The organism is Streptococcus sp. oral taxon 431 (genome assembly GCF_023110115.1).
In the GTDB taxonomy this organism is placed as follows: domain Bacteria; phylum Bacillota; class Bacilli; order Lactobacillales; family Streptococcaceae; genus Streptococcus.
Genome location: NZ_JALDVP010000001.1, coordinates 24,700 through 47,431, shown reverse-complemented (window position 1 = coordinate 47,431; position 22,732 = coordinate 24,700). Strand labels below are relative to the sequence as shown.

15 protein-coding genes are annotated in these 22,732 nt (G+C 40.0%); 3 read left to right on the top strand and 12 right to left on the bottom strand.

Annotated features, from left to right (window positions below):
* Nucleotides 1-46: 46 nt before the first annotated feature.
* Nucleotides 47-3,586: a chromosome segregation protein SMC gene (gene smc, locus M1F91_RS00220; RefSeq protein ID WP_247912154.1), complete on the bottom strand. Its 3,540-nt coding sequence runs from the start codon at nt 3,584-3,586 to the stop codon at nt 47-49.
* Nucleotides 3,577-4,275 (bottom strand): ribonuclease III, encoded by a 699-nt coding sequence (gene rnc, locus M1F91_RS00215; RefSeq protein ID WP_004252602.1) that lies wholly within the window; start codon nt 4,273-4,275, stop codon nt 3,577-3,579. Before rnc ends, smc begins: the two co-directional genes overlap by 10 nt.
* A gap of 153 nt (nt 4,276-4,428) precedes the next feature.
* Between rnc and M1F91_RS00210 the strand changes: the two genes are divergently transcribed.
* Both M1F91_RS00210 and ffh read left to right on the top strand, forming a co-directional pair.
* Nucleotides 4,429-4,761 carry a putative DNA-binding protein gene (locus M1F91_RS00210; RefSeq protein ID WP_070678085.1) on the top strand — a complete coding sequence of 111 codons (333 nt, stop codon included), beginning with the start codon at nt 4,429-4,431 and terminating at the stop codon, nt 4,759-4,761.
* 11 nt (nt 4,762-4,772) lie between these two features.
* Nucleotides 4,773-6,338, top strand: a complete 1,566-nt coding sequence (gene ffh, locus M1F91_RS00205) for a signal recognition particle protein (RefSeq protein WP_075231685.1) — start codon at nt 4,773-4,775, stop codon at nt 6,336-6,338.
* 22 nt (nt 6,339-6,360) lie between these two features.
* On the opposite strand, the gene M1F91_RS00200 is transcribed toward ffh, so the two are convergent.
* The 6 genes from M1F91_RS00200 to M1F91_RS00175 form a co-directional block, all read right to left on the bottom strand.
* Nucleotides 6,361-7,254: an RluA family pseudouridine synthase gene (locus M1F91_RS00200; RefSeq protein ID WP_247912153.1), complete on the bottom strand. Its 894-nt coding sequence runs from the start codon at nt 7,252-7,254 to the stop codon at nt 6,361-6,363.
* Complete coding sequence (gene lspA / locus M1F91_RS00195; RefSeq protein WP_247912151.1) at nt 7,244-7,705, bottom strand: signal peptidase II; 462 nt, start codon at nt 7,703-7,705, stop codon at nt 7,244-7,246. Before lspA ends, M1F91_RS00200 begins: the two co-directional genes overlap by 11 nt.
* A complete protein-coding gene (locus tag M1F91_RS00190; protein WP_247912149.1) occupies nt 7,702-8,610 on the bottom strand; it encodes a LysR family transcriptional regulator in 909 nt (302 codons plus the stop codon). The genes lspA and M1F91_RS00190 overlap by 4 nt, the downstream gene beginning before the upstream one ends.
* Before the next feature lie 156 nt (nt 8,611-8,766).
* Complete coding sequence (gene sodA / locus M1F91_RS00185) at nt 8,767-9,372, bottom strand: superoxide dismutase SodA (protein WP_140833659.1); 606 nt, start codon at nt 9,370-9,372, stop codon at nt 8,767-8,769.
* A 69-nt stretch (nt 9,373-9,441) separates the two neighbouring features.
* Nucleotides 9,442-10,479, bottom strand: a complete 1,038-nt coding sequence (gene holA / locus M1F91_RS00180; RefSeq protein WP_247912147.1) for a DNA polymerase III subunit delta — start codon at nt 10,477-10,479, stop codon at nt 9,442-9,444.
* Between the two features lie 32 nt (nt 10,480-10,511).
* A complete protein-coding gene (locus M1F91_RS00175) occupies nt 10,512-11,447 on the bottom strand; it encodes a dihydroorotate oxidase (RefSeq protein ID WP_247912146.1) in 936 nt (311 codons plus the stop codon).
* Nucleotides 11,448-11,677: 230 nt separating this feature from the next.
* Here M1F91_RS00175 and gdhA point away from each other — a divergent pair, with 230 nt between their 5' ends.
* A complete protein-coding gene (gene gdhA, locus M1F91_RS00170) occupies nt 11,678-13,024 on the top strand; it encodes an NADP-specific glutamate dehydrogenase (protein ID WP_247912143.1) in 1,347 nt (448 codons plus the stop codon).
* A 139-nt stretch (nt 13,025-13,163) separates the two neighbouring features.
* On the opposite strand, the gene M1F91_RS00165 is transcribed toward gdhA, so the two are convergent.
* From M1F91_RS00165 to M1F91_RS00150, 4 genes are all read right to left on the bottom strand, one after another.
* Nucleotides 13,164-18,206 (bottom strand): Cna B-type domain-containing protein, encoded by a 5,043-nt coding sequence (locus M1F91_RS00165; protein ID WP_247912142.1) that lies wholly within the window; start codon nt 18,204-18,206, stop codon nt 13,164-13,166.
* A gap of 285 nt (nt 18,207-18,491) precedes the next feature.
* Nucleotides 18,492-21,110, bottom strand: a complete 2,619-nt coding sequence (gene alaS / locus M1F91_RS00160; RefSeq protein ID WP_247912141.1) for an alanine--tRNA ligase — start codon at nt 21,108-21,110, stop codon at nt 18,492-18,494.
* A gap of 14 nt (nt 21,111-21,124) precedes the next feature.
* The gene (locus tag M1F91_RS00155; protein WP_247912139.1) at nt 21,125-21,610 is read right to left on the bottom strand and encodes an LURP-one-related family protein; all 486 of its coding nucleotides are present in this window, start codon (nt 21,608-21,610) and stop codon (nt 21,125-21,127) included.
* 274 nt (nt 21,611-21,884) lie between these two features.
* Complete coding sequence (locus M1F91_RS00150; protein ID WP_247912138.1) at nt 21,885-22,634, bottom strand: MBL fold metallo-hydrolase; 750 nt, start codon at nt 22,632-22,634, stop codon at nt 21,885-21,887.
* Nucleotides 22,635-22,732: the final 98 nt, after the last annotated feature.

The window sequence follows — 22,732 nt, the reverse complement described above, 5'->3', positions numbered from 1 at the left end:
AGGTCATTCTACATGCTCTAGTTTGAAATGTTATATTGAAAACAAACTAAGCATCCATATTTTCTAAATCTTTTAGTTTAACAGAGACAATCTTAGAAACACCAGATTCTTGCATGGTTACTCCATAAATAGAGTCTGCGGCTGCCATGGTTCCCTTACGGTGGGTAACAACGATAAACTGGCTATCCTTGTCAAATCGGTTAAGATAATCCCCAAAGCGTTTAACGTTAGCTTCATCGAGTGCAGCTTCTACTTCATCCAAAATAACAAATGGAATGGTCTTGACACGAATGATTGAGAAGAGCAAAGCAAGAGCTGACAAGGCCTTCTCTCCACCACTCATGAGGTTGAGAGATTGGATTTTCTTGCCCGGTGGTTGAACAGAGATTTCAACACCCGCTGTCAATAAATCTCCCTCGGTCAGGATTAGGTCCGCTTGACCACCACCAAACATCTGCTTAAAGGTTACTTTGAAGGATTCACGAATAGCTTCAAAGGTTGATTTAAATCGTTCCTTCACTTCATCGTTCATCTCTGTAATGGTTTCAAGAAGAAGATTTTTGGCAGAAAGAATGTCATCACGCTGACTATTTAAGAATTCCAAGCGTTCGTGAACTTCGTCAAACTGTTCAATAGCATCCAAATTGACTGGACCAAGTGAACGGATAGATTTTTCTAAATCCTTGACCTCTTGTTCAGCGACAGCCAAATCTTCTAATGGATTGGCTTGTTCTAAAGCTTCTGTATAACTAATCTGATATTCTTCTGTCAGTTGGCCTTGAAGATAGCGAAGGCGGTCCGTAATCTTCTCTTTTGTTGCTTCTGCACGTGTTTGCTTACGAATCCATTCTTCATTTTGCTGACGAGCTTGATCCAAATGACTGGCAATATCATCCAATTGACCTTCAATATCATCCAGTTCAAACTGCTTACGAATGAGTCCTTGTTGAATTTCTTCCTTCTGACTCTTGGCTTCTGCTTCCTGCTTGGCCAAAAGTTCCGTATCAACCTTTTCAAGATTGTCTACCTTTTCTTGGAGGAGGCGTTCGATTTCATCTTGCTCCATATCAAGATATTCAAGCTCTTTGTTAATCCGTTCAATATCTGCAACTTCGTAACGTTTTCGCCCTATCATTTCTGTTTTGAGAAGACGTTCTTGGGACAGTTTTTCCTGTAAGTTTTGGTAACGTTCTTGAATCACATTTTTATTGGACTTGATTTCTTCAATCTCAGACTCCAGCTTTTGCTTTTCAGTTGAAATAACTGCAAGACGTTCTTGGCATTTTTCTTTTTCAATTTGCCAATCTCCACCTCTGAGATTGTTTAATTCTTTTTCCTGAAGTTCTAACAGTGTTTCGAGTTCTTCGACTTGTTGGCAAGTTTGTTGATAAGCCAGATATAAGCCCTGCTCCTCTATACGAGCTTGCTCTCCTTGAGACTTAATAGTCTCCAAAGTTTGAGCGAGAACAGTCAAGTTTTCTTGAAGTGATTTCAGATTTTCTTCCTCTTGACGAAGAAGCTTTTCTTCTTGAGCAATTTCTTTTTGCAATTGCTCCAATTCAGGCTTGATGAAAATACTGTTATTTTGACGATTGGCACCACCAGCATAAGAACCACCTGTTCGCAATTCTGTACCATCTAGCGTTACCATTCGAACTTGATAGTGCACCTTACGAGCAGCATCACGCGCATGCTCGACAGTATCAAAGATAGCTGTGGTAGCTAGCAGATTTTTAAAGATAGCTTCAAGCTTGGCATCAAAAGTAACCAGTTCATCTGCCATACCAAGAAAACCTGGACTTGAAGCAATCACATCTTGATTCTGACCAGAAATACTACGAGCCTTAATGGTTGTCAAAGGTAGGAAGGTCGCACGACCAGCTCGATTTCGTTTAAGGAAGTCGATAGCCTTAGTCGCAGCCTGTTCATCTTCAACGATGATGTGTTGGCTACTTGCACCAAGAGCAATTTCAAGAGCTGTTTGATAACGAACATCAAAGGTTAAATGTTCACTGACTGCTCCGATAATACCACCCATGCAATTTTTTTCTTGTAGAACACTCTTAACACCCGCATAGAAATTACTATGATTTTTAAGAATGTTTTCCAGACTTTGCGCCTTGGCCTGCTTGTTTTTCAGACTATCCAAACGGTCAAAGAGTTGAATTTGCTGACTTTGATAAGCCTGCTTTTGTTCTTCTTCCTGTTTAGCATGCGTCTGATAGTCAGCAAGCAAGGTCTGTACTTTTTCTTTTGCTGATTTAAGAGCAGTTTCTTGCTCACTTGCCTTAGATTTGGCAGAAGCTAATTGTTCCTTCAAGGACTCCAATTGTTCTTCTTGCTTTTGAGTCTGTTGGCGACTATTATCAAGATCATTTTCAATCCGTGTCAACTGGTTAGAGACATCCGCTTCTTCCTGCAAGAAAGCAACAAAGCGCTCACGCAGTTGCTCAATCATCTGATCAGGATCATCAGAAAAAGCTAACAACTCAGCTTCTAAACGATTGAGCTCCTTGGTATTGACTGCTAGATTTTCTTCTAACTGACTGAGATTTGCTTCTTTTTCTTCCTTCTCTTGAATAAGAGCATTTCTCTTTTCATCCAAACTAGATAAACGAGCTTGAGCCTCTTGTTGATTGAGAGCAACCTGCTCTGTCTCCAGTTTAGACAAGGCCAATTTCCGTTCTAAATCACTGATTAGAGCAGTCAAATCCATCAAACTAGTTTGATCTTTAGCCATCTCCGCTTGTAAATCTTGTCTCTGCTTCTTGAGAGATTGATTTTCAAGTTCTAGTGACTCGCGTTTTTGATAATAACTAGTCAACAGTTCTTGGACTTGGTTTAATTCTTCTTCTGTTAGATCCAATTCAGCCTTATTGGCTTGAATTTGTGCAACCAAAACGTCCAAGTAGATGCCTTTACGCTGACTGTCTAAGTCCATAAATTTACGAGCTGTTGCTGCTTGCTTTTCTAAAGGCTTGATTTGATTATCTAACTCATAGATGATATCTTCCAAGCGGTCTAAATTGTCTTGAGTTTGTTGCAGCTTACTTTCTGTTTCTTTGCGACGAGTTTTATATTTCAAGACTCCCGCCGCTTCTTCAAAAATAGCGCGACGTTCCTCAGGTTTGGAGTTAAAGATTTCTTCGACCTTCCCTTGGGAAATAATGGAGAAGGAATCACGTCCAAGTCCGGTATCTAAGAAAAGATCATGAATATCACGAAGACGGACTTTTTTCCCATCAATCTTGTATTCACTATCCCCGGTACGATAGATATGACGCTCCACCTTGATTTCCTGTCCTGCATCCTTGATGAAACCGTCCTGATTATCTAGAGTAACAACTACAGAAGCATAGTTTAATGGTTTTCTACTTTCTGTTCCTGCAAAGATAACATCAGGCATCTTCCCACCACGAAGACTTTTGACACTGGATTCCCCAAGAGCCCAGCGTAAACTTTCTGTGATGTTAGATTTTCCAGAACCATTGGGTCCTACAACTGCTGTTACTCCTTGGTCAAAAACAACCTTGGTCTTATCAGCAAAGGACTTAAACCCCTGAATCTCAATTTCTTTTAAATACATGAATCCAGTCCTTCCTCAACTGCATTTTTAGCGGCTTCTTGTTCGGCCAATTTTTTAGATCGTCCTTGACCCCTACCTAAACTTTGACCCTCTACAAGGACTTCAACCTCGAACATCTTATCGTGGGCAGGTCCGATTTCTGAAATGACCTGATAACGAATATCAACATCACCATTGACTTGGAGTAATTCTTGGAGGTGGGTCTTGTAGTCTTTAATCATCTCAAAATCACCAGCCTCAACCTTCGGTATCATGACCTGGTAGATAAACTCTTTTACTGTAAGTAGATCCTTATCTAAAAGCAGGGCACCCAAGAAGGCTTCGAAAGCATCTCCCAAGATGGTATCTCGATTACGGCCTCCAGATTTTTCCTCTCCCTTTCCTAGCTTGATAAACTGGTCAAACTGGCAGTCACGGGCAAAACCAGCCAAACTCTCTTCACGTACAATCATGGCACGGAGTTTAGACAGGTCACCTTCTGGTTTTTTTGGATATTTTTGGTACAGATATTCTGAAATCAATAATTGCAGAACAGCGTCTCCTAAAAATTCCAAGCGTTCATTGTGTGAAATTTTTAAGAGGCGGTGCTCATTGGCGTAACTAGTGTGAGTAAAAGCAGTTTCAAGTAATTGTTTATCTGAAAAAACAAGCCCAAAACGTTGCTCTAACACGGTTTCTAATTCTTTCATAAGAACCTCTTTCTAAAACATCATAATACACTCCATTATACCAAAAAATAGAGTCATAGTCAGAAAATAACCGTTAAAAGTCCTTTTTCTGACTTGTGTTTAAAATCAATCCATTACTAGCAGTTCAAGCTATTTTTTGGTATAATAAATCTTATGGAAATTGAAAAAACCAATCGAATGAATGCTCTGTTTGAATTTTATGCAGCCCTTTTGACTGATAAGCAGATGAACTATATCGAACTCTACTATGCAGACGACTATAGTTTAGCTGAAATCGCTGAAGAGTTCGGTGTCAGTCGTCAGGCTGTTTATGATAATATCAAACGAACGGAAAAAATTCTGGAAGATTATGAGATGAAGCTTCATATGTACTCTGACTACATTGTCCGCAGTCAGATTTTTGACCAGATCATTGAGCGCTATCCAGAGGATACTTTTCTACAAGAGCAAGTTGAGATTTTAACAAGTATTGACAATAGAGAATAAGAGGAATAAATATGGCATTTGAAAATTTAACAGAACGTTTGCAGAACGTCTTTAAAAATCTACGTAAAAAAGGAAAAATTACCGAGAGCGATATCCAAGAAGCAACCAAGGAAATTCGTCTGGCTCTTTTAGAAGCCGACGTTGCTTTGCCAGTGGTTAAGGACTTTATCAAGAAAGTTCGTGAACGTGCCATTGGGCACGAAGTCATTGATACCCTCAACCCAGCTCAACAAATCATCAAGATTGTTAATGAAGAGTTGACGGAAGTTCTTGGTTCTGATACAGCTGAGATTATCAAGTCTCCAAAAATCCCAACCATTATCATGATGGTCGGTTTGCAAGGGGCTGGTAAAACAACCTTCGCTGGAAAACTTGCTAACAAACTCAAAAAGGAAGAGGATGCTCGTCCTCTGATGATTGCGGCCGACATCTATCGTCCTGCAGCTATTGACCAGCTTAAAACACTAGGACAACAAATTGATGTTCCTGTCTTTGCTCTTGGGACTGAAGTTCCTGCGGTTGAGATTGTTCGCCAAGGTTTGGAGCAAGCTAAAGCCAACCATAACGACTATGTTTTGATTGATACGGCCGGTCGTTTACAAATCGATGAACTCCTCATGAACGAGCTCCGTGATGTTAAAGCTCTTGCTCAACCAAATGAAATCCTTCTCGTCATCGATGCCATGATTGGTCAAGAAGCTGCTAACGTTGCGAGAGAATTTAACGCTCAATTAGAAGTTACCGGTGTCATCCTTACCAAGATTGATGGGGATACTCGTGGTGGTGCGGCACTTTCTGTTCGTCATATCACAGGAAAACCAATCAAGTTCACTGGTACTGGTGAAAAGATTACCGACATTGAAACCTTCCACCCTGACCGTATGGCCAGCCGTATTCTCGGTATGGGAGATATGCTGACTCTGATTGAGAAAGCTTCCCAAGAGTACGATGAGCAAAAAGCCCTTGAAATGGCTGAAAAGATGCGGGAAAACACCTTTGATTTCAACGATTTCATCGATCAGTTGGATCAGGTGCAAAATATGGGGCCGATGGAAGATTTGCTCAAGATGATTCCTGGTATGGCCAACAATCCTGCCCTTCAAAATATGAAGGTGGATGAAAAACAAATCGCTCGCAAACGCGCTATCGTGTCTTCTATGACTCCAGAAGAACGTGAAAATCCAGATTTGCTTACTCCAAGCCGTCGTCGTCGTATCGCTGCTGGTTCTGGTAATACCTTTATCGATGTCAACAAGTTCATCAAAGACTTTAACCAAGCCAAACAACTCATGCAAGGTGTCATGTCTGGTGACATGAACAAGATGATGAAGCAAATGGGCATCAACCCTAATAACCTTCCTAAAAACATGCCTGGCGGCATGGATATGTCAGCCCTTGAAGGTATGATGGGACAAGGTGGTATGCCGGATATGTCTGCTCTTGGAGGAGCCGGAATGCCTGATATGAGCCAGATGCTCGGTGGAGGTCTCAAAGGTAAAATCGGTGAATTTGCTATGAAGCAATCCATGAAACGTATGGCCAACAAAATGAAAAAAGCTAAGAAAAAACGCAAATAAAAAGGACTCAATTGAGTCCTTTTTATTGTTCATTTCTAAGTTTCTCTAAAGTCTCTTTAAAGATAGCGGGAATATCAGCAGTAAATTCCATAGTTTCATCAGTTCTTGGATGGGTAAAACCTAGCGTCTTGGCATGGAGAAATTGCCCATGTCCCTTTAGGGTTTTACGAGGACCGTATACCTCATCACCAGCGACAGGATGACCGATATAAGCCATGTGCACACGGATTTGATGAGTTCGTCCTGTTTCCAGTTGCAACTCTAATAAAGAATAGTCACCAAAGCGTTCCAAGACTTGGAAACGTGTCACTGCTGGTTTTCCTTTAGCAGTCACAGCTTGTTTCTTACGGTCTTTTTCACTACGACCAATCGGCGCCTCAATGACACCTCGGTCATTTGGAAGATTACCATGAACAATAGCCCAATATTTTCGAAGAGATTTCTTGTCTTTCAATTCTTGAGCCAGTGCCATGTGAGCTTCATCGTTTTTAGCAATCATCAAGAGTCCAGATGTATCTTTGTCAATACGATGGACAATCCCTGGACGCAGCACACCATTGATCCCTGATAAGTCTTTGATATGATACATGAGGGCATTCACCAAGGTACCACTGGTATGGCCAGCGCTTGGATGAACAACCATACCTTGAGGTTTGTTGACTACTGCTACATCCTCATCTTGATAAATGATTTCTAAAGGAATGTTCTCAGCTACATACTCCAAAACCTCTGGTTCGGGAATTTGGTAAGTGATGACATCCCCCTCTTGGACCGTATACTTGGCTTTCTTGACCCGGCCGTTAACCAAGACTTGACCTGACTTGATTTGTTCATTGGCGAGACTACGAGACAATTCTGTCAAATCTGACAAAGCCTTATCTAAACGTACCCCGCCTCTTTCAATTTTAATTTCCATTCATTTCCTCTTTTAGCATTGCAAGCAATAACACAACGACCCCTACTGTCAGATAACTATCAGCCACATTAAAAATGGCAAAATTGATAAAGTCTAAGTGAAACATATCCACGACAAATCCTTGGCTAATGCGATCAATGAAGTTTCCCAGACCACCTGCAATAATCAGAACCAATCCAAAGACTGTCCAGATGGAATCCTCTATATGCTTATGTAAATACCAGATAGCTCCTACCATGACCACTAAAGTAATCACCGCAAAAAACCACTGTTGATCTTGAAGCATAGAAAAAGCTGCCCCCCTATTTTGCAGATAGGTTAAACTAACTAGATTTGGGATCCATGATTTGATTTCACCAAGAGCAATATTCTGAACGACATAAGCCTTTACCAATTGATCTAATACAATCAAGGCTGCTATAATCCCTGCTACTATTCCTCTTTTTTTCATGCTTTCCTCTTCTGATCAAAATACTCTTGCATGACCTCTACAAATAAAGTCCCTGCTTGACTCAAGTCTACTTCTTCACGTTTCACATAAACCATGCGATTATTGAGATTATCATTTAGTGGAATAACGGTGATTCCGTTGACGCTATCGCTATCTAAGAACCCAGAACCAGTCGCATAAGCATTTGTTCTTTCAAGAATCCCATTTAAGGTAGCACGGTCAGTTACATTAAACATTTGAGAGCTAGCACTGGTATCCACAAAGTTTTCTGAGTAATAGAGATATTCATCCTTCTCCTGTGTGAATCGAACTGTTGGTAAATCTGCCAAATCCTCCATAACCAACTCTTTTTTCTTGGCTAAAGGATGTCCTTCACGCAGATAGATATGCGTCTGGAAAGAGATCAACTCAATCACTTCAAGGCCTAATTTTTCAACCCGTTGCATGATACCCTTTTGGTTTTGATTGTTAAGGTAAATAATCCCAATCTCACTATGACCTTGGGCTACTTCATCCAAAATCTGAACAGTTGTAGATTCAAAAATACGGAAATTTTTATAGTCTGGATACCTTTGAGAAAAAGTTGTGATAGTCGGTGGCAAGAAATCATAGTGCTGGCTGGCTATTGAAAACTCATCCTTCTCCTCTTCAGGATTAGCATACTGATTTTGAAATACATCAAACCCTTTTACTAACTCTTGTGCCTTTTCATAAAATTCCATTCCTCGGCGAGTAAGAAAGGTACCCGAACTAGTTCTGCGGAAAATCTTGAATCCTAGCTCTTTCTCCAGATCTCTTACAGAAATAGATAGACTGGGTTGGCTAACGTACATTTTCTCAGCAGCTTCACGAAAAGTACCACTATTTGCAATAGCAACAACGTAGCGTAATTGTTGAATATTCATGATTTCTCCTTCGTTTTCTATCTTATCATTATACCATAAATAAAGCCTATCCAACAAAGGAAAATCATGAGACAGTTACTTCTAAAAAAGGAAACAAAAAAACACCTTTAAAGCTAGACCCAAAATCCAACTAAAAAGGGGTGTTATCAAATGCGATTATTTAGCTGCTGCGTAAAGCTCGTCTACTTTGTTCCAGTTGATAACTGAGAAGAAAGCTTTGATGTAGTCAGGACGAACGTTGCGGTATTTCACGTAGTAGGCATGTTCCCAAACGTCCAAGCCCAAGATTGGTTTTTTACCTTCTGAGATTGGTGTATCTTGGTTTGCTGTTGAAGTCACTTCAAGCTTACCTTCTTTGTTAACAACCAACCATGCCCATCCAGAACCGAAACGAGTTGTTGCTGCTGCAGTGAATGCTGCTTGGAATTCTTCGAATGAACCAAATGTTGCATCGATTGCTGCTGCAAGTTCTGCTGAAGGAGCTGTTTTTTCAGGAGTCATTAATTCCCAGAAAAGAGCATGGTTCAAGTGTCCACCACCGTTGTTGATAAGCGCTTGACGGATATCAGCCGGGATAGATTCTACGTCAGCAAGCAATGCTTCAAGGTTTTCACCAATTTCAGGGTGTTTTTCAAGAGCTGCGTTTGCGTTGTTGACATATGTTTGGTGATGTTTGTCATGGTGCAAGTGCATTGTTTCAGCATCGATGTATGGTTCCAATGCATCGTAAGCGTATGGAAGATCTGGTAAGATAATAGCCATCTGTAATACCTCTTTTTCTTTTTATATAAAAATTATAACGCAAACAACCTGTTTTTTCAAGTTATTTGCTCAATTTGACTGGCTCGCAATCTGCAATAAAGCTTTCTCAAACAAGTACCCTTTTTCGTAAACACCAGTCTTAATTTGATAATCTGCCTGAATGAGATAACGAATAGAATCTTGCAGGAACTTCAGGGACAATCCTCGCGTGTCACGAAGAGCAAATTTGATTTGATAGGGATTCGGATTGCGACCAAGATAATGACCCAAACTGCTAACCATCTGTGATTCTGTCTGACCAGACTCTTGCAATATTTTTACCTGTGTATAGAGTCTAAACTGCCCCAACATGATGGCAATCAGTTTAATCTCATCTTCACCCTGTAAGGTCAAATCTTTAACTAAATCTCGTGCTTGATCAATTTTCTTAGTTAATATTAATTGGGTCAAATCAAAAATATTATCCTGCAAAGTCTTTGGAATTGCTTCAACAATATCCTCTTCTGTTATCAGACCACTATCCTTATAAGACCGTAAGAAGAGCAAGTTTTTCTGAATTTCACTGAATTGAAAACTAGATTTGATAAGCAACTGTTCAAAGGAATTTCCATCAAAAGTAAGTCCCTGTTCCTGAGCCCACTTTTGAAAATAGGCTCGCAACTCTTGCTCTTTAGGTTCAAGAGCCTCAAATACTGTCGCATCACGCTTAAGTAATTTGACCAAACGTCTCTTGCTATCTAACTTGCCTTCAGCAAAGATTACTAATTTACTTGAGGGTACAGGATTTTCCAGATAGTCTTCAAAGGCCTTTAGCTCATCATCAGTTAGATAGCGTTTTTTAGCAGTTGTAATATCGAGAAAATGATCTAAAATAACAATTTTTTCATCCGCAAAGAAAGGAAGACTGACCAACTCTAGCTCAAAGCTTTTGTAGTCTACTTCTTTCATGTCAAAATAAGCAAAATTCAAATCTGCAGGATCGTATCCGATTTGCTTTAGAACCTGAGTTTTCATGATGTCGTACTGTCCTTGATCAGCCCCTGTAAACAGGGTCAAACTAGGAAGGTTCGCTAAGGATAGCTTTCGACTTTCTTCTATGGCTAGCATTTATTCTCCTTTCTTTTTAATTTAGCTTCTGTTTAATCCATATAATTCAATTTTCCACGGAAATCCTCTAGGCTTTGGTATCCTTTTTCCGTCATAATTTCTTTGAGTTCCTTTGTAATACGCTCAAAAGCACCCACACCTTCTTTGTGTAGGGTAGTTCCTACTTGTACCATGCTGGCACCACATAGGATATGTTCAAAGGCATCACGCCCCGTTAATACTCCACCAGTTCCGATGATTTGAATCTGAGGATTTAAGCGTTGATAAAAGGCATGAACGTTGGCAAGGGCAGTTGGTTTAATGTATTCTCCACCAATTCCACCAAAGCCGTTCTTAGGACGAATCACGACAGACTCGTCTTCTATATAAAGACCATTTCCAATAGAGTTGACACAATTGACAAACTTGAGTGGGTATTTGTTGAAAATTTCTGCAGCTTGATCAAAATGTACAATATCAAAATAAGGTGGAAGCTTAATCCCTAGGGGTTTTGTAAAATACTCAAAAACTTCTGACAAGATACGGTCTGTTGTTTCAAAATCATAGGCAATCTGAGGCTTACCTGGAACATTTGGGCATGAGAGATTGAGTTCGGTTAAACCACGAAAATCACTTTCTTGCACCTTTTTTAAGATAGTATGAGTTTCCTCTGGAGACATTCCAACTAAAGATAGGAAGAAGGTACGATTTGGTTCCTTTTCTTGCAATTCCAAAAGGTAGTTCAAATAATAGTCTAAACCATTATTCGGTAGACCCATAGAGTTAATAGAACCAAGTGGAACATCTTGATAGCGTGGTTCAGGATTTCCCTGACGAAATTCCAAGGTTGCAGTCTTAGTGACAAAGGTTCCAGCTGCTGAATTTTTGACACCTTCCAATTCCTCAATTGTCATACAAGCAACACCTGCTGCATTCATCAAGCAATTATCAAACTCAAAACCAGCAATCTGCGTTTTCGTTGATACCATGATTCTATTCCTCCAAAATCCATTATTTCTTTATTATATTATACCATACTTTGCAAGGAGCCTTTTAATAAAACTAACCCTATAAAAAGGTTTCTAATTCAGCTAATAAAACTAGCTTATTCAAATTGAAAGAATTTTTAGAAAATTTATGTTTTTTTCTTTACACTGAAAATTTTTTCTGCTATAATGTCTCATGTAATAAAATATGACAACAAAAAAAGGAGAACGATATGACATCTGCTAAAGAATATATCCAAAGCGTGTTTGAAACTGTAAAAGCTCGTAACGGGCATGAGGCTGAATTTCTCCAGGCGGTTGAAGAATTCTTCAGTACTTTGGAACCTGTCTTTGAAAAACACCCTGAGTATATTGAAGAAAACATCTTGGCACGTATCACTGAACCTGAGCGCGTAATTTCTTTCCGTGTTCCTTGGGTTGACCGTGATGGAAAAGTTCAAGTTAACCGTGGTTACCGTGTTCAATTTAACTCTGCTGTTGGACCATATAAAGGCGGACTTCGTTTCCACCCAACTGTAAATCAAGGGATCTTGAAATTCCTCGGCTTCGAACAAATCTTTAAAAACGTTTTGACTGGACTTCCAATCGGTGGAGGTAAAGGTGGATCAGACTTCGATCCTAAAGGCAAAACTGATGCTGAAGTGATGCGCTTCTGCCAAAGCTTCATGACTGAATTGCAAAAATACATCGGACCATCTCTTGACGTACCTGCTGGTGATATCGGTGTCGGTGGACGTGAAATTGGTTACCTTTACGGACAATACAAACGCCTCAACCAATTTGATGCTGGTGTCTTGACTGGTAAACCTCTTGGATTTGGTGGTAGCCTGATTCGTCCAGAAGCAACTGGTTACGGTTTGGTTTACTACACTGAAGAAATGCTTAAAGCTAACGGAAACAGCTTTGCTGGTAAGAAAGTGGTGATTTCAGGTTCTGGTAACGTAGCTCAATACGCGCTTCAAAAAGCAACTGAACTTGGTGCTACAGTTATTTCTGTATCTGACTCAAATGGTTATGTCATTGATGAAAATGGTATCGACTTCGACCTTTTGTCAGATGTTAAAAACAACCGTCGTGCTCGTTTAACTGAGTACGCTGCAGAAAAAGCTACTGCTACTTACTATGAAGGTTCTGTATGGACTTACACTGGTAACTACGATATCGCTCTTCCATGTGCGACTCAAAACGAGATCAACGGTGAAGCTGCAAAACGCTTGGTTGCTCAAGGTGTTATCTGTGTGTCTGAAGGTGCTAACATGCCTAGCGACCTTGAAGCTATCAAAGTCTACAAAGAAAACGGAATCCTTTACGGACCCGCTAAAGCTGCTAATGCTGGTGGTGTAGCTGTATCAGCGCTTGAAATGAGCCAAAACAGCCTTCGCCTTTCATGGACACGTGAAGAAGTTGACGGTCGCTTGAAAGATATTATGACTAACATCTTCAACACAGCTAAAACAACTGCAGAAACATACGGTCTTGGTACTGATTACCTTGCAGGTGCAAATATTGCAGCCTTTGAAAACGTAGCAAATGCTATGATTGCCCAAGGTATCGTTTAAAATGAATAACTAAAAACCCCAATCACTCCGACTGGGGTTTTTAGTTTCGCATTTAAGAGCTTTACATAATAAAAATAAAAGGCCCTATGGACCTCTTATTTTTTTGGATTCTTAAACAAGATTTTATTGAAGCCTACTCTTAATTTTTCTTCTTTTTAAGCAGATAAGCTGCAAGGCTAACTCCAGTAAGAGCTAAGATTAGGCTAAGAATAGATTCAGTTGAACCAGTATTTGGCAACTCAACTTTCTTTTTCGGTTCTTCAGTTGTTGTAGTTGGAGGAATACTTGGTTCATGTTTATTTGTCAGAACAACATTACCTTGACCGTCATCGGTTTTCGTCACTTGGTAACCTGTTGGAACATCGACTTCTTCCACCGTGTAGGTGATAGCTTTGCCCTTGACATTTTTGTCCGAATCCGCAAAGGTATGAGTCCACTTGTTCTCAGCTGACAACTCAATGACTTCACCAGATTTCTTACCATCCGCATAAAGTTGCACTTTCACACTCTTCGGACGAAGGCCATCTTTGTCCTCTTGGTCATCCCACTGTTTGGTTACAGAGAGGGTAGTCTTACCTGGAGTGTGCGTATTGGTAATAGTATAGCTTTCTTGGTCAATGCTTGGTGAATAATTTTCAACCTTTTCTTCTTGAAGGGTGTAGACTATTTCCTTGCCATCCTTAAACTTAGGAAGGCCAGTAAAGGTATCTTTCCAATCGGTCTCGCTTGTAATATCTTTGCGAGCCACTTCTCCACCATTAGCCAGAAGCTTCACAGTGATTTTAGCCGGACGAAGACCATCTTGGTTGTCATTGTCCACCCAGATCTTAGTGACTGGAATATCCACCGTACTTGGAGTGTGCGTGTTGGTCAAGACGACATCGCCCTTCTCCTTGCTCTCTTCTGTTACGGTGTAACCTTCCGGAACGTCCACTTCTTTCACAGAATAGTGAATGTCTTGTCCGTTTGCTTTTTCAGCAAGTTTCTCAAAGGTATGAGTCCATTTATTGTCTGCAGACAAGACAACTTCCTTGCCTAGCTTTTGATCACCCGCATACAATTGGACGCGAATTTCTTTTGGACGTAGGCCATCTTGGTTATTGGCGTCATCCCATTTCTTAGTTACTTGAACTTTAGTCTTAGAAGGAGTGTGGCTATTCGTAATCACTACCTGACCTGGATTGGTTGCTTCAACCGTTTGAGTATAACCTTCTGGCACTTCTGTTTCTTTCACTGTATATTGAACAGCTTTGTCATCTTTTTTCTCATCCAACTCAGAGAAGGTGTAAGTCCATTTATTATCTTCAGAAAGCTCTACTACTTTACCTAATTCTTGACCATCTGCATAGAGTTGAACCTTGATAGTCTTTGGACGAAGGCCGTCTTGGTTTTCTGCATCATCCCATTTCTTAGTCACTGTTAAACTAGTTTTACCTGGTTTGTAAGTGTTTGTGATAGTTGTAGCGTCGATAGTTGTTGTGTAGTTTGCTACAGTATCTTCTGTCACAGTGTAGATGATTTTCTGACCGTTTTTATAGACTGGTAGGTTTGTGAAGGTATGACTCCATGTTTCACTCTCACCAGAAACTGTTGCTGTTTGAACTTTCTCACCATTAGCTAATAGATGAACTGTAATGCTAGCAGGACGGAGACCGTCTTGATTTTTAGCATCATCCCAAACTTTTTTCACAGTTACTTCTGTTGTTTCAGGAGTACGCTTATTGGTAATTGTTGCTTTTCCATCTACAAACTGAGCTTCTTCTTTATCAACTGTGTAATAAGTTGGTACTTTAACTTCTTTTACTGTATAGCTGATAAGGTTACCATTGCTATCTTTATCTGGAAGATTGCTAAAGGTTACTTTCCAGTCACTTCCTGCTGAAAGTGCTACTGGTTTCCCTTCTGCTTTTCCATTTTTGTACAATTGGAACTCAATGGATTCAGGACGAAGACCTTCTACGTTGTCTTGGTCATCCCAAACTTTAGTCGCTTCTAGATTGAGATATTTGATATCATTCTCATTTGTGATTAGTTTTGGTGAAGCTTTTGAACCAATAGCTTCTCCGTCAATTGTGACATGATATATTTGTTGATCTGCATCGTAGGTCACCACGACTGCATGTTCAGTCTCATCCAACTTATAATTAGTTGGTGCTTTAGTTTCTTTAAGAGTATAAGTTCCTTCTGTTAAGGTTGTAAAAGCAACATTTCCATCCTTATCAGAAACTTGGGTCGCAAGGACTGCACCACTAGCATCCAATAAATTGAACTCAGCACCAGCTAATCCTTTGCTAGTATCGTCTTTATCAACCTTCTTCACATGGAAGCTAGCGCCAAAAATTTGAGAAGTTACTGTATTTGACTCACGGTTTCCTTCATGGCCTTTAGCCTTGTAACCAAATTGGTTATGAGCTTGTACGACACCTGAACGACCACCATTATCCTTGTTATCTTCTGTACGGTCTAGCATCAATTGCTTAACTTGGTCTGTCAATTCACTTGGATTGACAACAGGTACAGCAATATCTACTTGACTACGAGCACCAATAGTGGTTCCTTCGTTAGCAACAATCTTAATTCCTGTTACTTTACTAAAGTCTGTGATATCTGCTGACCAAATATCTTTATCTGCAGCTTGTGCCATAGTGCTAGCTGTAACTGTGGTATCTGTTGTGTAGTATGCTGTCCATCCTTCTGGCGCAGTGATAGGACCGCGAAGACTTACAGTGTATTCTGTCTTACGGGCTGAAGCATCAAGTGTATTGACATCTCCTACTTTAGGAAGGACATCATAGATAACTGTATTTTCAACTGGTTTATCTGTGTTGTTCTTAATCGTTAACTTGTAATTAAAGGTTTCACCAGGTTTGAAGGTACGAGTTACTGTTGATGCATCAGATAAGTCGTCATTCTTAGCAATGAACTTACGAGAATAAACACCTTCAGCAGCAACAATGGTATAGTTGGATTCCGCATGAGGGATTTTATCCGTTGTAGAACCATTGTTATTTAAATCATAGCTATCTACTGCAACCTTATTCGGGTTAGCAGTTTCTAAATCCCAAAGTCCTTCTCCCGCCATATAGATATGGTTGGTAAAGGTTCCGCCATCTGCCTTCCCTTTTAGTTTGGTATAGATAAATGGCAAACGAACTTGACCACCAGTCTCTAAAGAGCGTTTGATGAATTCCTTTTGATCCAAGTGAATAATCAAGGCAGAACGTCCAGAGTTGTGGTAGTTTTCGATGACCTCATAGGATTTGTACCAAGGGGCATAAAGACGAGTGTTATTCTTATCAAAATATTGATCTAGGTAATTGAAGTCAATGTCCAAGGTATTTGGATCAAAGAGGTCAATGACCCGCAAATCCTTGTAGTCCTTACCTGGATCCAAGCGAACATTATCGGTAGATAGGGCAAAACGAATGGTTCTTCCATCTGTGAATTGGACATTGTTGTAATCTGTGTTCTTGGTCAGATTAACATTTTCTGTCAATGGAAGAAGTTTGAACTGCCATTTAGCAGATTGGTCTCTGTCTGCCCCTGATTGAGTTTTGTATGTAATCCGTCCAGTATTTTCATAGGCATTCTTAGCCTCATCGTTCTCATCAATATGAGTCTTTTCTGGATCCTTGAAGGCTGTATAGGTAGAAATATAAATCCCTTGACCCGATGGAAGCTCGAAGTCGTCTTTCATCTCCAGTATCCAGCCGACAACAGTACCATATTTGGTCAAATCAGTGCTTCCAAATCCATCCTTGTCTGCCTCTGGTTGGATTTCTTTAGTCGAGCCATCTTCCATTGTAAGGATGATGCGTTTCACGTATTGATTGATCAGTGGTCCATTTCCATAGTTCCCAATCATCATACGAGTATATTCTATCTTAGTAAACTTCAAGCGAGAGTCTACTTGCTCATCATAAAAGACAACATTCTTTTGAGCAAATGGTGTAATGTTATTGTATTTCAAGAGCCACTTATAGTTGGCTGACTTGTAGTCTGTCGAATCGTAGACATTGCCATCTGCTTGTTTGGCAAAAGCTCCTTTACCTTCCAAATCACGTGAAGTGAGTCGGAAGATGAGAGAATCTTCAGCCGTTACATCCGGTTCTCCCTCCCCACGTTCTGCAGGAATCCCCACGACAGACGCAGTGTTGGTCAAATCTTTAACCAAGACATCCTCTAAAGTTTGGTCTTTTTCCATGACCAAATCTGGGAATTTCAAGTACAAGAAGCTCTTGTCTTGAATCTTTTGCATCAAATCTGAGTGATAACTTTGAACATTTTTATTTTCATCAGCTACAAAAGTTTTAGATACAGTCCCGTCTCCGTTATCAACCCAGCCTTCTGATTTTTCTGTATCTAGAACCGCTGTACGAGTTTTTCCATCTTTGTCTGTATAGGTTGGTAGTTTATCTGTGATCGTTGCAGATTCCAATTGACGATAGCTACCGTTGTACTGTCCACGCATCCCATCTAACAAGAAGGCGAAAGGAACGGAAGTAGCTTTTTCGATGTACTTTTTGCCATCTGCTCCAGTTACAATCCCTGGAGATGCTTCCGCATAGTCTCTGGACATGGTCGCATCATAGTTCTGATTGACAAACTTGGTTAAGATATAATCCTTGTATTGAGGTTTCCATGTGATACTATTTAAAGCAGTCTCAGCACCGTTGATATTGAGCGTCCCTGTAATATCCATCGAGTAGTTGGTCGGAGGAAATCCTAACTTAAACTTGGCGATGAATGGTAGGGTCAAGACCTCAGATTTTTGGTAGTTCGTAAAATGCAGAGTTACATGGTAATCATCACCTACTTTGGTCACAACTGGTGCATCATGTTGTGAGCTACTATTAAAATCGGGAATATTAACATCATCCAAGTATTTCCCTGGTAACACTAGATTCACAGCAACATCATCAAGGTCTGTTGTCAAATTTTTAGGTGTAATCTGGATGTACCCAGACATAGTGTCACCCGTACTATAGGCCATCCCACCAGGATGGTCTTGTTTATCACCATACAAGAGGCTAACATCTAAGGCACCATTATCTCCTACTGCTAGCTCTTTAGCCAGAACCGATACAGTTCCTTGGCTCATTTGTCCTAGCATCATCAATATGGTGAATAGGGCAAAACCTTTCCTCAAAAAGGTTTTCCATAAGGACGTTCTCCTTTTCATTTTTCTTCTCCTTTATATTAATTGAAACACAATGGCTCAAATTAATTTTATCACAACTTATAAAAATAATCTACGAATTTATACATTTTTTCTCCCTATGTACATTTTTTTTATATTTCTGTGTTTTGGAATCATCATATTTTTAGTAATTGTTTCACCATAGGATAGATTGGATTCGTCTACTACTAAAGAAATAACCGTTATTTTCTAAATAGTTATGAAGAGAATATTTCTAATAACCTCTAACAAATAAAAGAATCTACCAATTTTGGTAGATTCTATATATTACAATTTACCTGCTACTGCATCCAATAATTCTTGGATTTTCGCTTGGTTGCTTCCTCCTGCCATGGCCATATCTGGTTTTCCACCACCACGTCCATCAACGATTGGAGCTAATTCTTTAACCAAGTTACCTGCGTGGATATCTTTTGTCTTGCTGGCTACAAGAAGGTTAACCTTGTCACCGATGGCTGCGACAAGAACAAGCACATCAGAGTAGTCTTTTTGCTTCCAGTTATCTGCAAAGGTACGAAGAGCACCTGCATCTGAAACAGAAACTTGACTCGCAATGTAACGGTGGCCATTTGCTTCCTTAACGTCTTTGAAGACATCACCTGCCGCTGCTGCTGCAGCTTTTTCCTTCAATTCTGCATTTTCTTTTTGTAATTGACGGAGTTGTTCTTGAAGTCCTTCCACCTTGTGAGGTACTTCCTTGAGTTGAGGCGCTTTCAAGGTTGCTGCGACTGCTTTCAGAGCATCTTCTTGCTCACGATAAGCTTCAAAGGCTTCCTTACCAGTCACTGCTAAGATACGACGAGTTCCTGATCCGATCCCTTCTTCCTTGACAATCTTGAAGAGACCGATTTCAGAAGTGTTACCTACGTGAGTACCACCACAAAGCTCTACTGAATAGTCCCCGATAGTGACTACGCGAACTTCCTTACCGTATTTCTCACCAAAGAGGGCCATAGCTCCCATTTCTTTAGCTGTGTCAATATCAGTCTCAACTGTTTCCACTGCAATGGCTTCCCAAATCTTCTCATTGACTTGTTGCTCAATAGCACGCAATTCTTCAGGAGTGACAGCTTGGAAGTGAGTGAAGTCAAAGCGAAGGAATTCCACTTCATTAAGTGATCCTGCTTGAGTGGCATGGTGGCCAAGAATATTGTGAAGAGCTGCATGGAGCAAGTGAGTGGCTGTGTGGTTCTTCATGACACGGTGACGACGATTTCTATCGATGGTCAAAGTGTATTCTTGGTTCAAAGCAAGAGGAGCAAGAACTTCAACGGTATGCAATGCTTGTCCGTTTGGTGCTTTTTGAACGTCTGTTACTGTAGCTACGACATTTCCTGCAGCATCCAAGATTTGACCATGGTCCGCAACTTGTCCACCCATTTCAGCGTAGAATGGAGTTTCTGCAAAGATAAGTGACGCAGTTCCTTCTGATACAGCTTCTACTTCGGCATTGTCAGCTACGATAGCAACCAACTTAGAAGACAATTGACTAGCATTGTAGTTGAAGACACTCTCAACAGTGATGTTTTGAAGGGTTTCGTTTTGCATACCCATAGATCCACCTTTGACAGCAGATGCACGCGCACGTTCTTGTTGTTCCTTCATGGCTGCTTCGAAGCCTTCACGGTCTACAGTCATACCAGCTTCTTCAGCGATTTCTTCTGTCAACTCTACTGGGAATCCATAAGTATCGTAGAGTTTGAAGACATCTTGTCCAGCGATAACCGTTTGGCCTTTTTCTTTCAAGTCTGCTACGATACCCTGGGCAAAGTGCTGACCTGAGTGAAGAGTACGGGCAAATGACTCTTCCTCGCTTTTAACGATCTTTTCAATAAAGTCACGTTTTTCAAGAACTTCTGGGTAGTAGCTTTCCATGATTTTTCCAACAGTTGGAACCAGTTTGAAAAGGAAAGGCTCGTTGATACCCAATTTTTGACCGTGCATTGAAGCACGACGGAGGAGACGACGAAGGACATAACCACGACCTTCATTTCCTGGAAGGGCACCATCACCGATAGCGAATGAAAGAGAACGGATATGGTCGGCAATAACCTTGAAGCTCATGTTGTCTCCATCTTGGTCGTAAACTTTACCAGACAATTTCTCAACTTCACGGATAATTGGCATGAAGAGATCTGTTTCAAAGTTAGTCTTAGCCCCTTGAATCACCGCTACCAAACGTTCCAAACCGGCGCCCGTATCAATGTTTTTGTGTGGCAATTCCTTGTACTCGCTACGAGGGACAGCAGGGTCAGCGTTAAATTGTGACAAAACGATGTTCCAGATCTCGATATAACGGTCGTTTTCGATATCTTCTGCGAGAAGTCGAATACCGATATTTTCCGGGTCAAAAGCTTCCCCACGATCAAAGAAGATTTCTGTATCTGGTCCAGAAGGTCCTGCACCAATTTCCCAGAAGTTGTCTTCGATTGGAATCAAGTGACTTGGATCCACGCCCACTTCAATCCAGCGGTTGTAAGAATCTGTATCAGCTGGGTAGTAGGTCATGTAAAGTTTTTCAGCTGGGAAGTCAAACCATTCAGGACTTGTCAAAAGTTCATAAGCCCAAGTAATGGCTTCGTCACGGAAGTAATCCCCGATGGAGAAGTTTCCCAACATTTCAAACATGGTATGGTGACGCGCCGTCTTCCCTACGTTTTCAATATCGTTGGTACGGATAGCCTTTTGCGCATTGGTAATACGTGGGTTCTCAGGAATAATAGTTCCGTCAAAGTATTTTTTAAGAGTGGCAACCCCTGAGTTAATCCACAAAAGGGTTGGGTCATTGACAGGAACTAAGCTAACAGATGGTTCTACAGAGTGGCCTTTACTTGCCCAGAAATCAAGCCACATTTGGCGGACTTGTGCACTAGATAATTGTTTCATAAAAATCTCCTTTTTTAATTTGATTGGCTTTCTAGCATCTCTACATAGTCGATAGCGACACAGAGGGAAATGACTAGGTCTGCATAAGATTCGTCATAGACGGTTACGGTATAGGTGGAGGTTAAATGGAAGAGTTCCTTGGCGATTTCCGCAATCACTTGATCACGGTCATACAGAAGTTTAAAGTTTAAATCCCAGATATTTCCCTCAATGCGCAGACCGAGGTTGTCAAATTCATACTTATCTCTAAAGAAAGTCAACTTCTTTCGGATATAAAAACTATCTCCATTACTGAGTTGAATCTCAAAGCGTGGCATGAAGGTCAACATTTCTTTACTAATCTCACTAACCTGTTCACCAGAATTATCAAAAATGGTAAAGGTCTTAGGAATCTTAAAAAATGAACCTTCAACCTGATAGGCGACATTACCAATCTCATCCTTGATATCAAAGCGTTCACCACCTAGGCGAAATTTTTGTTTGACAAGAAAACTTCTCATAAGCACCTCCAAAAATAAAAGACAAATCCATATCACGAAGGGCGAAAAACCGCGGTACCACCTTCATTCAATGAACTTGTCATTCTTGATTCTTATGCAATTGTTACAATCGAGTAGCATGATCTTCTATCTTAGATGGCTCGCAGCACCGCCATTTCTCTGGACTAAGATGGGGAGAAAATCAATTCTCAACTCTAGTATTATATCGTTTTGATAGAAATTAGTCAAGGTTTATAATTTTACTAATACTACATCAAGTAATAAATTCTGAAAATTAAATACTAATCGTTTCTCCTACAGATAGGACTGTATAATTGGAAACTTCAACTTCTGTTTTTGTCGTCTGGTAATGACTATAATCATCAATATGAATTGGATAGATATTTTGGGGCTGAAGTATAGATTCCAATTGCTGTAACATCTTTAAATTCATTGTAAATGGACCACCAAATGAATCAGATTTAACGGCTCCAAGATTTGCAAAAATAGCATCAATTTTTTGGGGAACAAAATCTGTTACCCTTGGATATAAAATCGTGTCACCTGTAAAGTAGATTATTTTAGTTTGCAAAGGACTTGTGATAGTTATTTGATATCCATTAACCCTTCCAACTATTTTTTGCATTATATAATTACTAGCATGATAAGCCGGTACAGCTTTAATAGCAATTTGATATTCATCAACTGAAAACAACTGCTCTTCTCCCCAATTTAAAACTATACTATTTAAACATGATAAACCTTTTGTGATTTTTCTGTTAGGAGAAATTACAGTTTTATACTTCAGGTATCCTTTGCCAACTTCATCTAAATGATCTTGGTGACCATGAGTTATTAACCATAAATCAACTTTGTTAAAAAGAGTCATATCATGATAAACATCGGTTTTTTTCTCAGATAGAAAACCTTTGAACTGGACCAAAGTACCTTTTGGCGATAAATCTGGATCGATTCCGATATAAAATTTATCATCTAAAGAAATGACTCCGCAAGCAACTCCACAATAAGTAAACGAAATAGACATAATACTCCTACAAATACTTTCCAAATCACTTTTTTATGAAAAGATAAATTCCTTATAATTAGAAAAATTATAACACGATTCACAAATTATTACTACTT

Coding starts and splice junctions, on each gene's coding strand:
- sodA (WP_140833659.1), bottom strand. CDS start 9,372: ATGGCTATTATCTTACCAGATCTTCCATACGCTTACGATGCATTGGAA.
- M1F91_RS00165 (WP_247912142.1), bottom strand. CDS start 18,206: ATGAAAAGGAGAACGTCCTTATGGAAAACCTTTTTGAGGAAAGGTTTT.
- smc (WP_247912154.1), bottom strand. CDS start 3,586: ATGTATTTAAAAGAAATTGAGATTCAGGGGTTTAAGTCCTTTGCTGAT.
- M1F91_RS00210 (WP_070678085.1), top strand. CDS start 4,429: ATGGAAATTGAAAAAACCAATCGAATGAATGCTCTGTTTGAATTTTAT.
- lspA (WP_247912151.1), bottom strand. CDS start 7,705: ATGAAAAAAAGAGGAATAGTAGCAGGGATTATAGCAGCCTTGATTGTA.
- ffh (WP_075231685.1), top strand. CDS start 4,773: ATGGCATTTGAAAATTTAACAGAACGTTTGCAGAACGTCTTTAAAAAT.
- M1F91_RS00190 (WP_247912149.1), bottom strand. CDS start 8,610: ATGAATATTCAACAATTACGCTACGTTGTTGCTATTGCAAATAGTGGT.
- rnc (WP_004252602.1), bottom strand. CDS start 4,275: ATGAAAGAATTAGAAACCGTGTTAGAGCAACGTTTTGGGCTTGTTTTT.
- M1F91_RS00200 (WP_247912153.1), bottom strand. CDS start 7,254: ATGGAAATTAAAATTGAAAGAGGCGGGGTACGTTTAGATAAGGCTTTG.
- holA (WP_247912147.1), bottom strand. CDS start 10,479: ATGCTAGCCATAGAAGAAAGTCGAAAGCTATCCTTAGCGAACCTTCCT.
- gdhA (WP_247912143.1), top strand. CDS start 11,678: ATGACATCTGCTAAAGAATATATCCAAAGCGTGTTTGAAACTGTAAAA.
- M1F91_RS00150 (WP_247912138.1), bottom strand. CDS start 22,634: ATGTCTATTTCGTTTACTTATTGTGGAGTTGCTTGCGGAGTCATTTCT.
- M1F91_RS00175 (WP_247912146.1), bottom strand. CDS start 11,447: ATGGTATCAACGAAAACGCAGATTGCTGGTTTTGAGTTTGATAATTGC.
- M1F91_RS00155 (WP_247912139.1), bottom strand. CDS start 21,610: ATGAGAAGTTTTCTTGTCAAACAAAAATTTCGCCTAGGTGGTGAACGC.
- alaS (WP_247912141.1), bottom strand. CDS start 21,110: ATGAAACAATTATCTAGTGCACAAGTCCGCCAAATGTGGCTTGATTTC.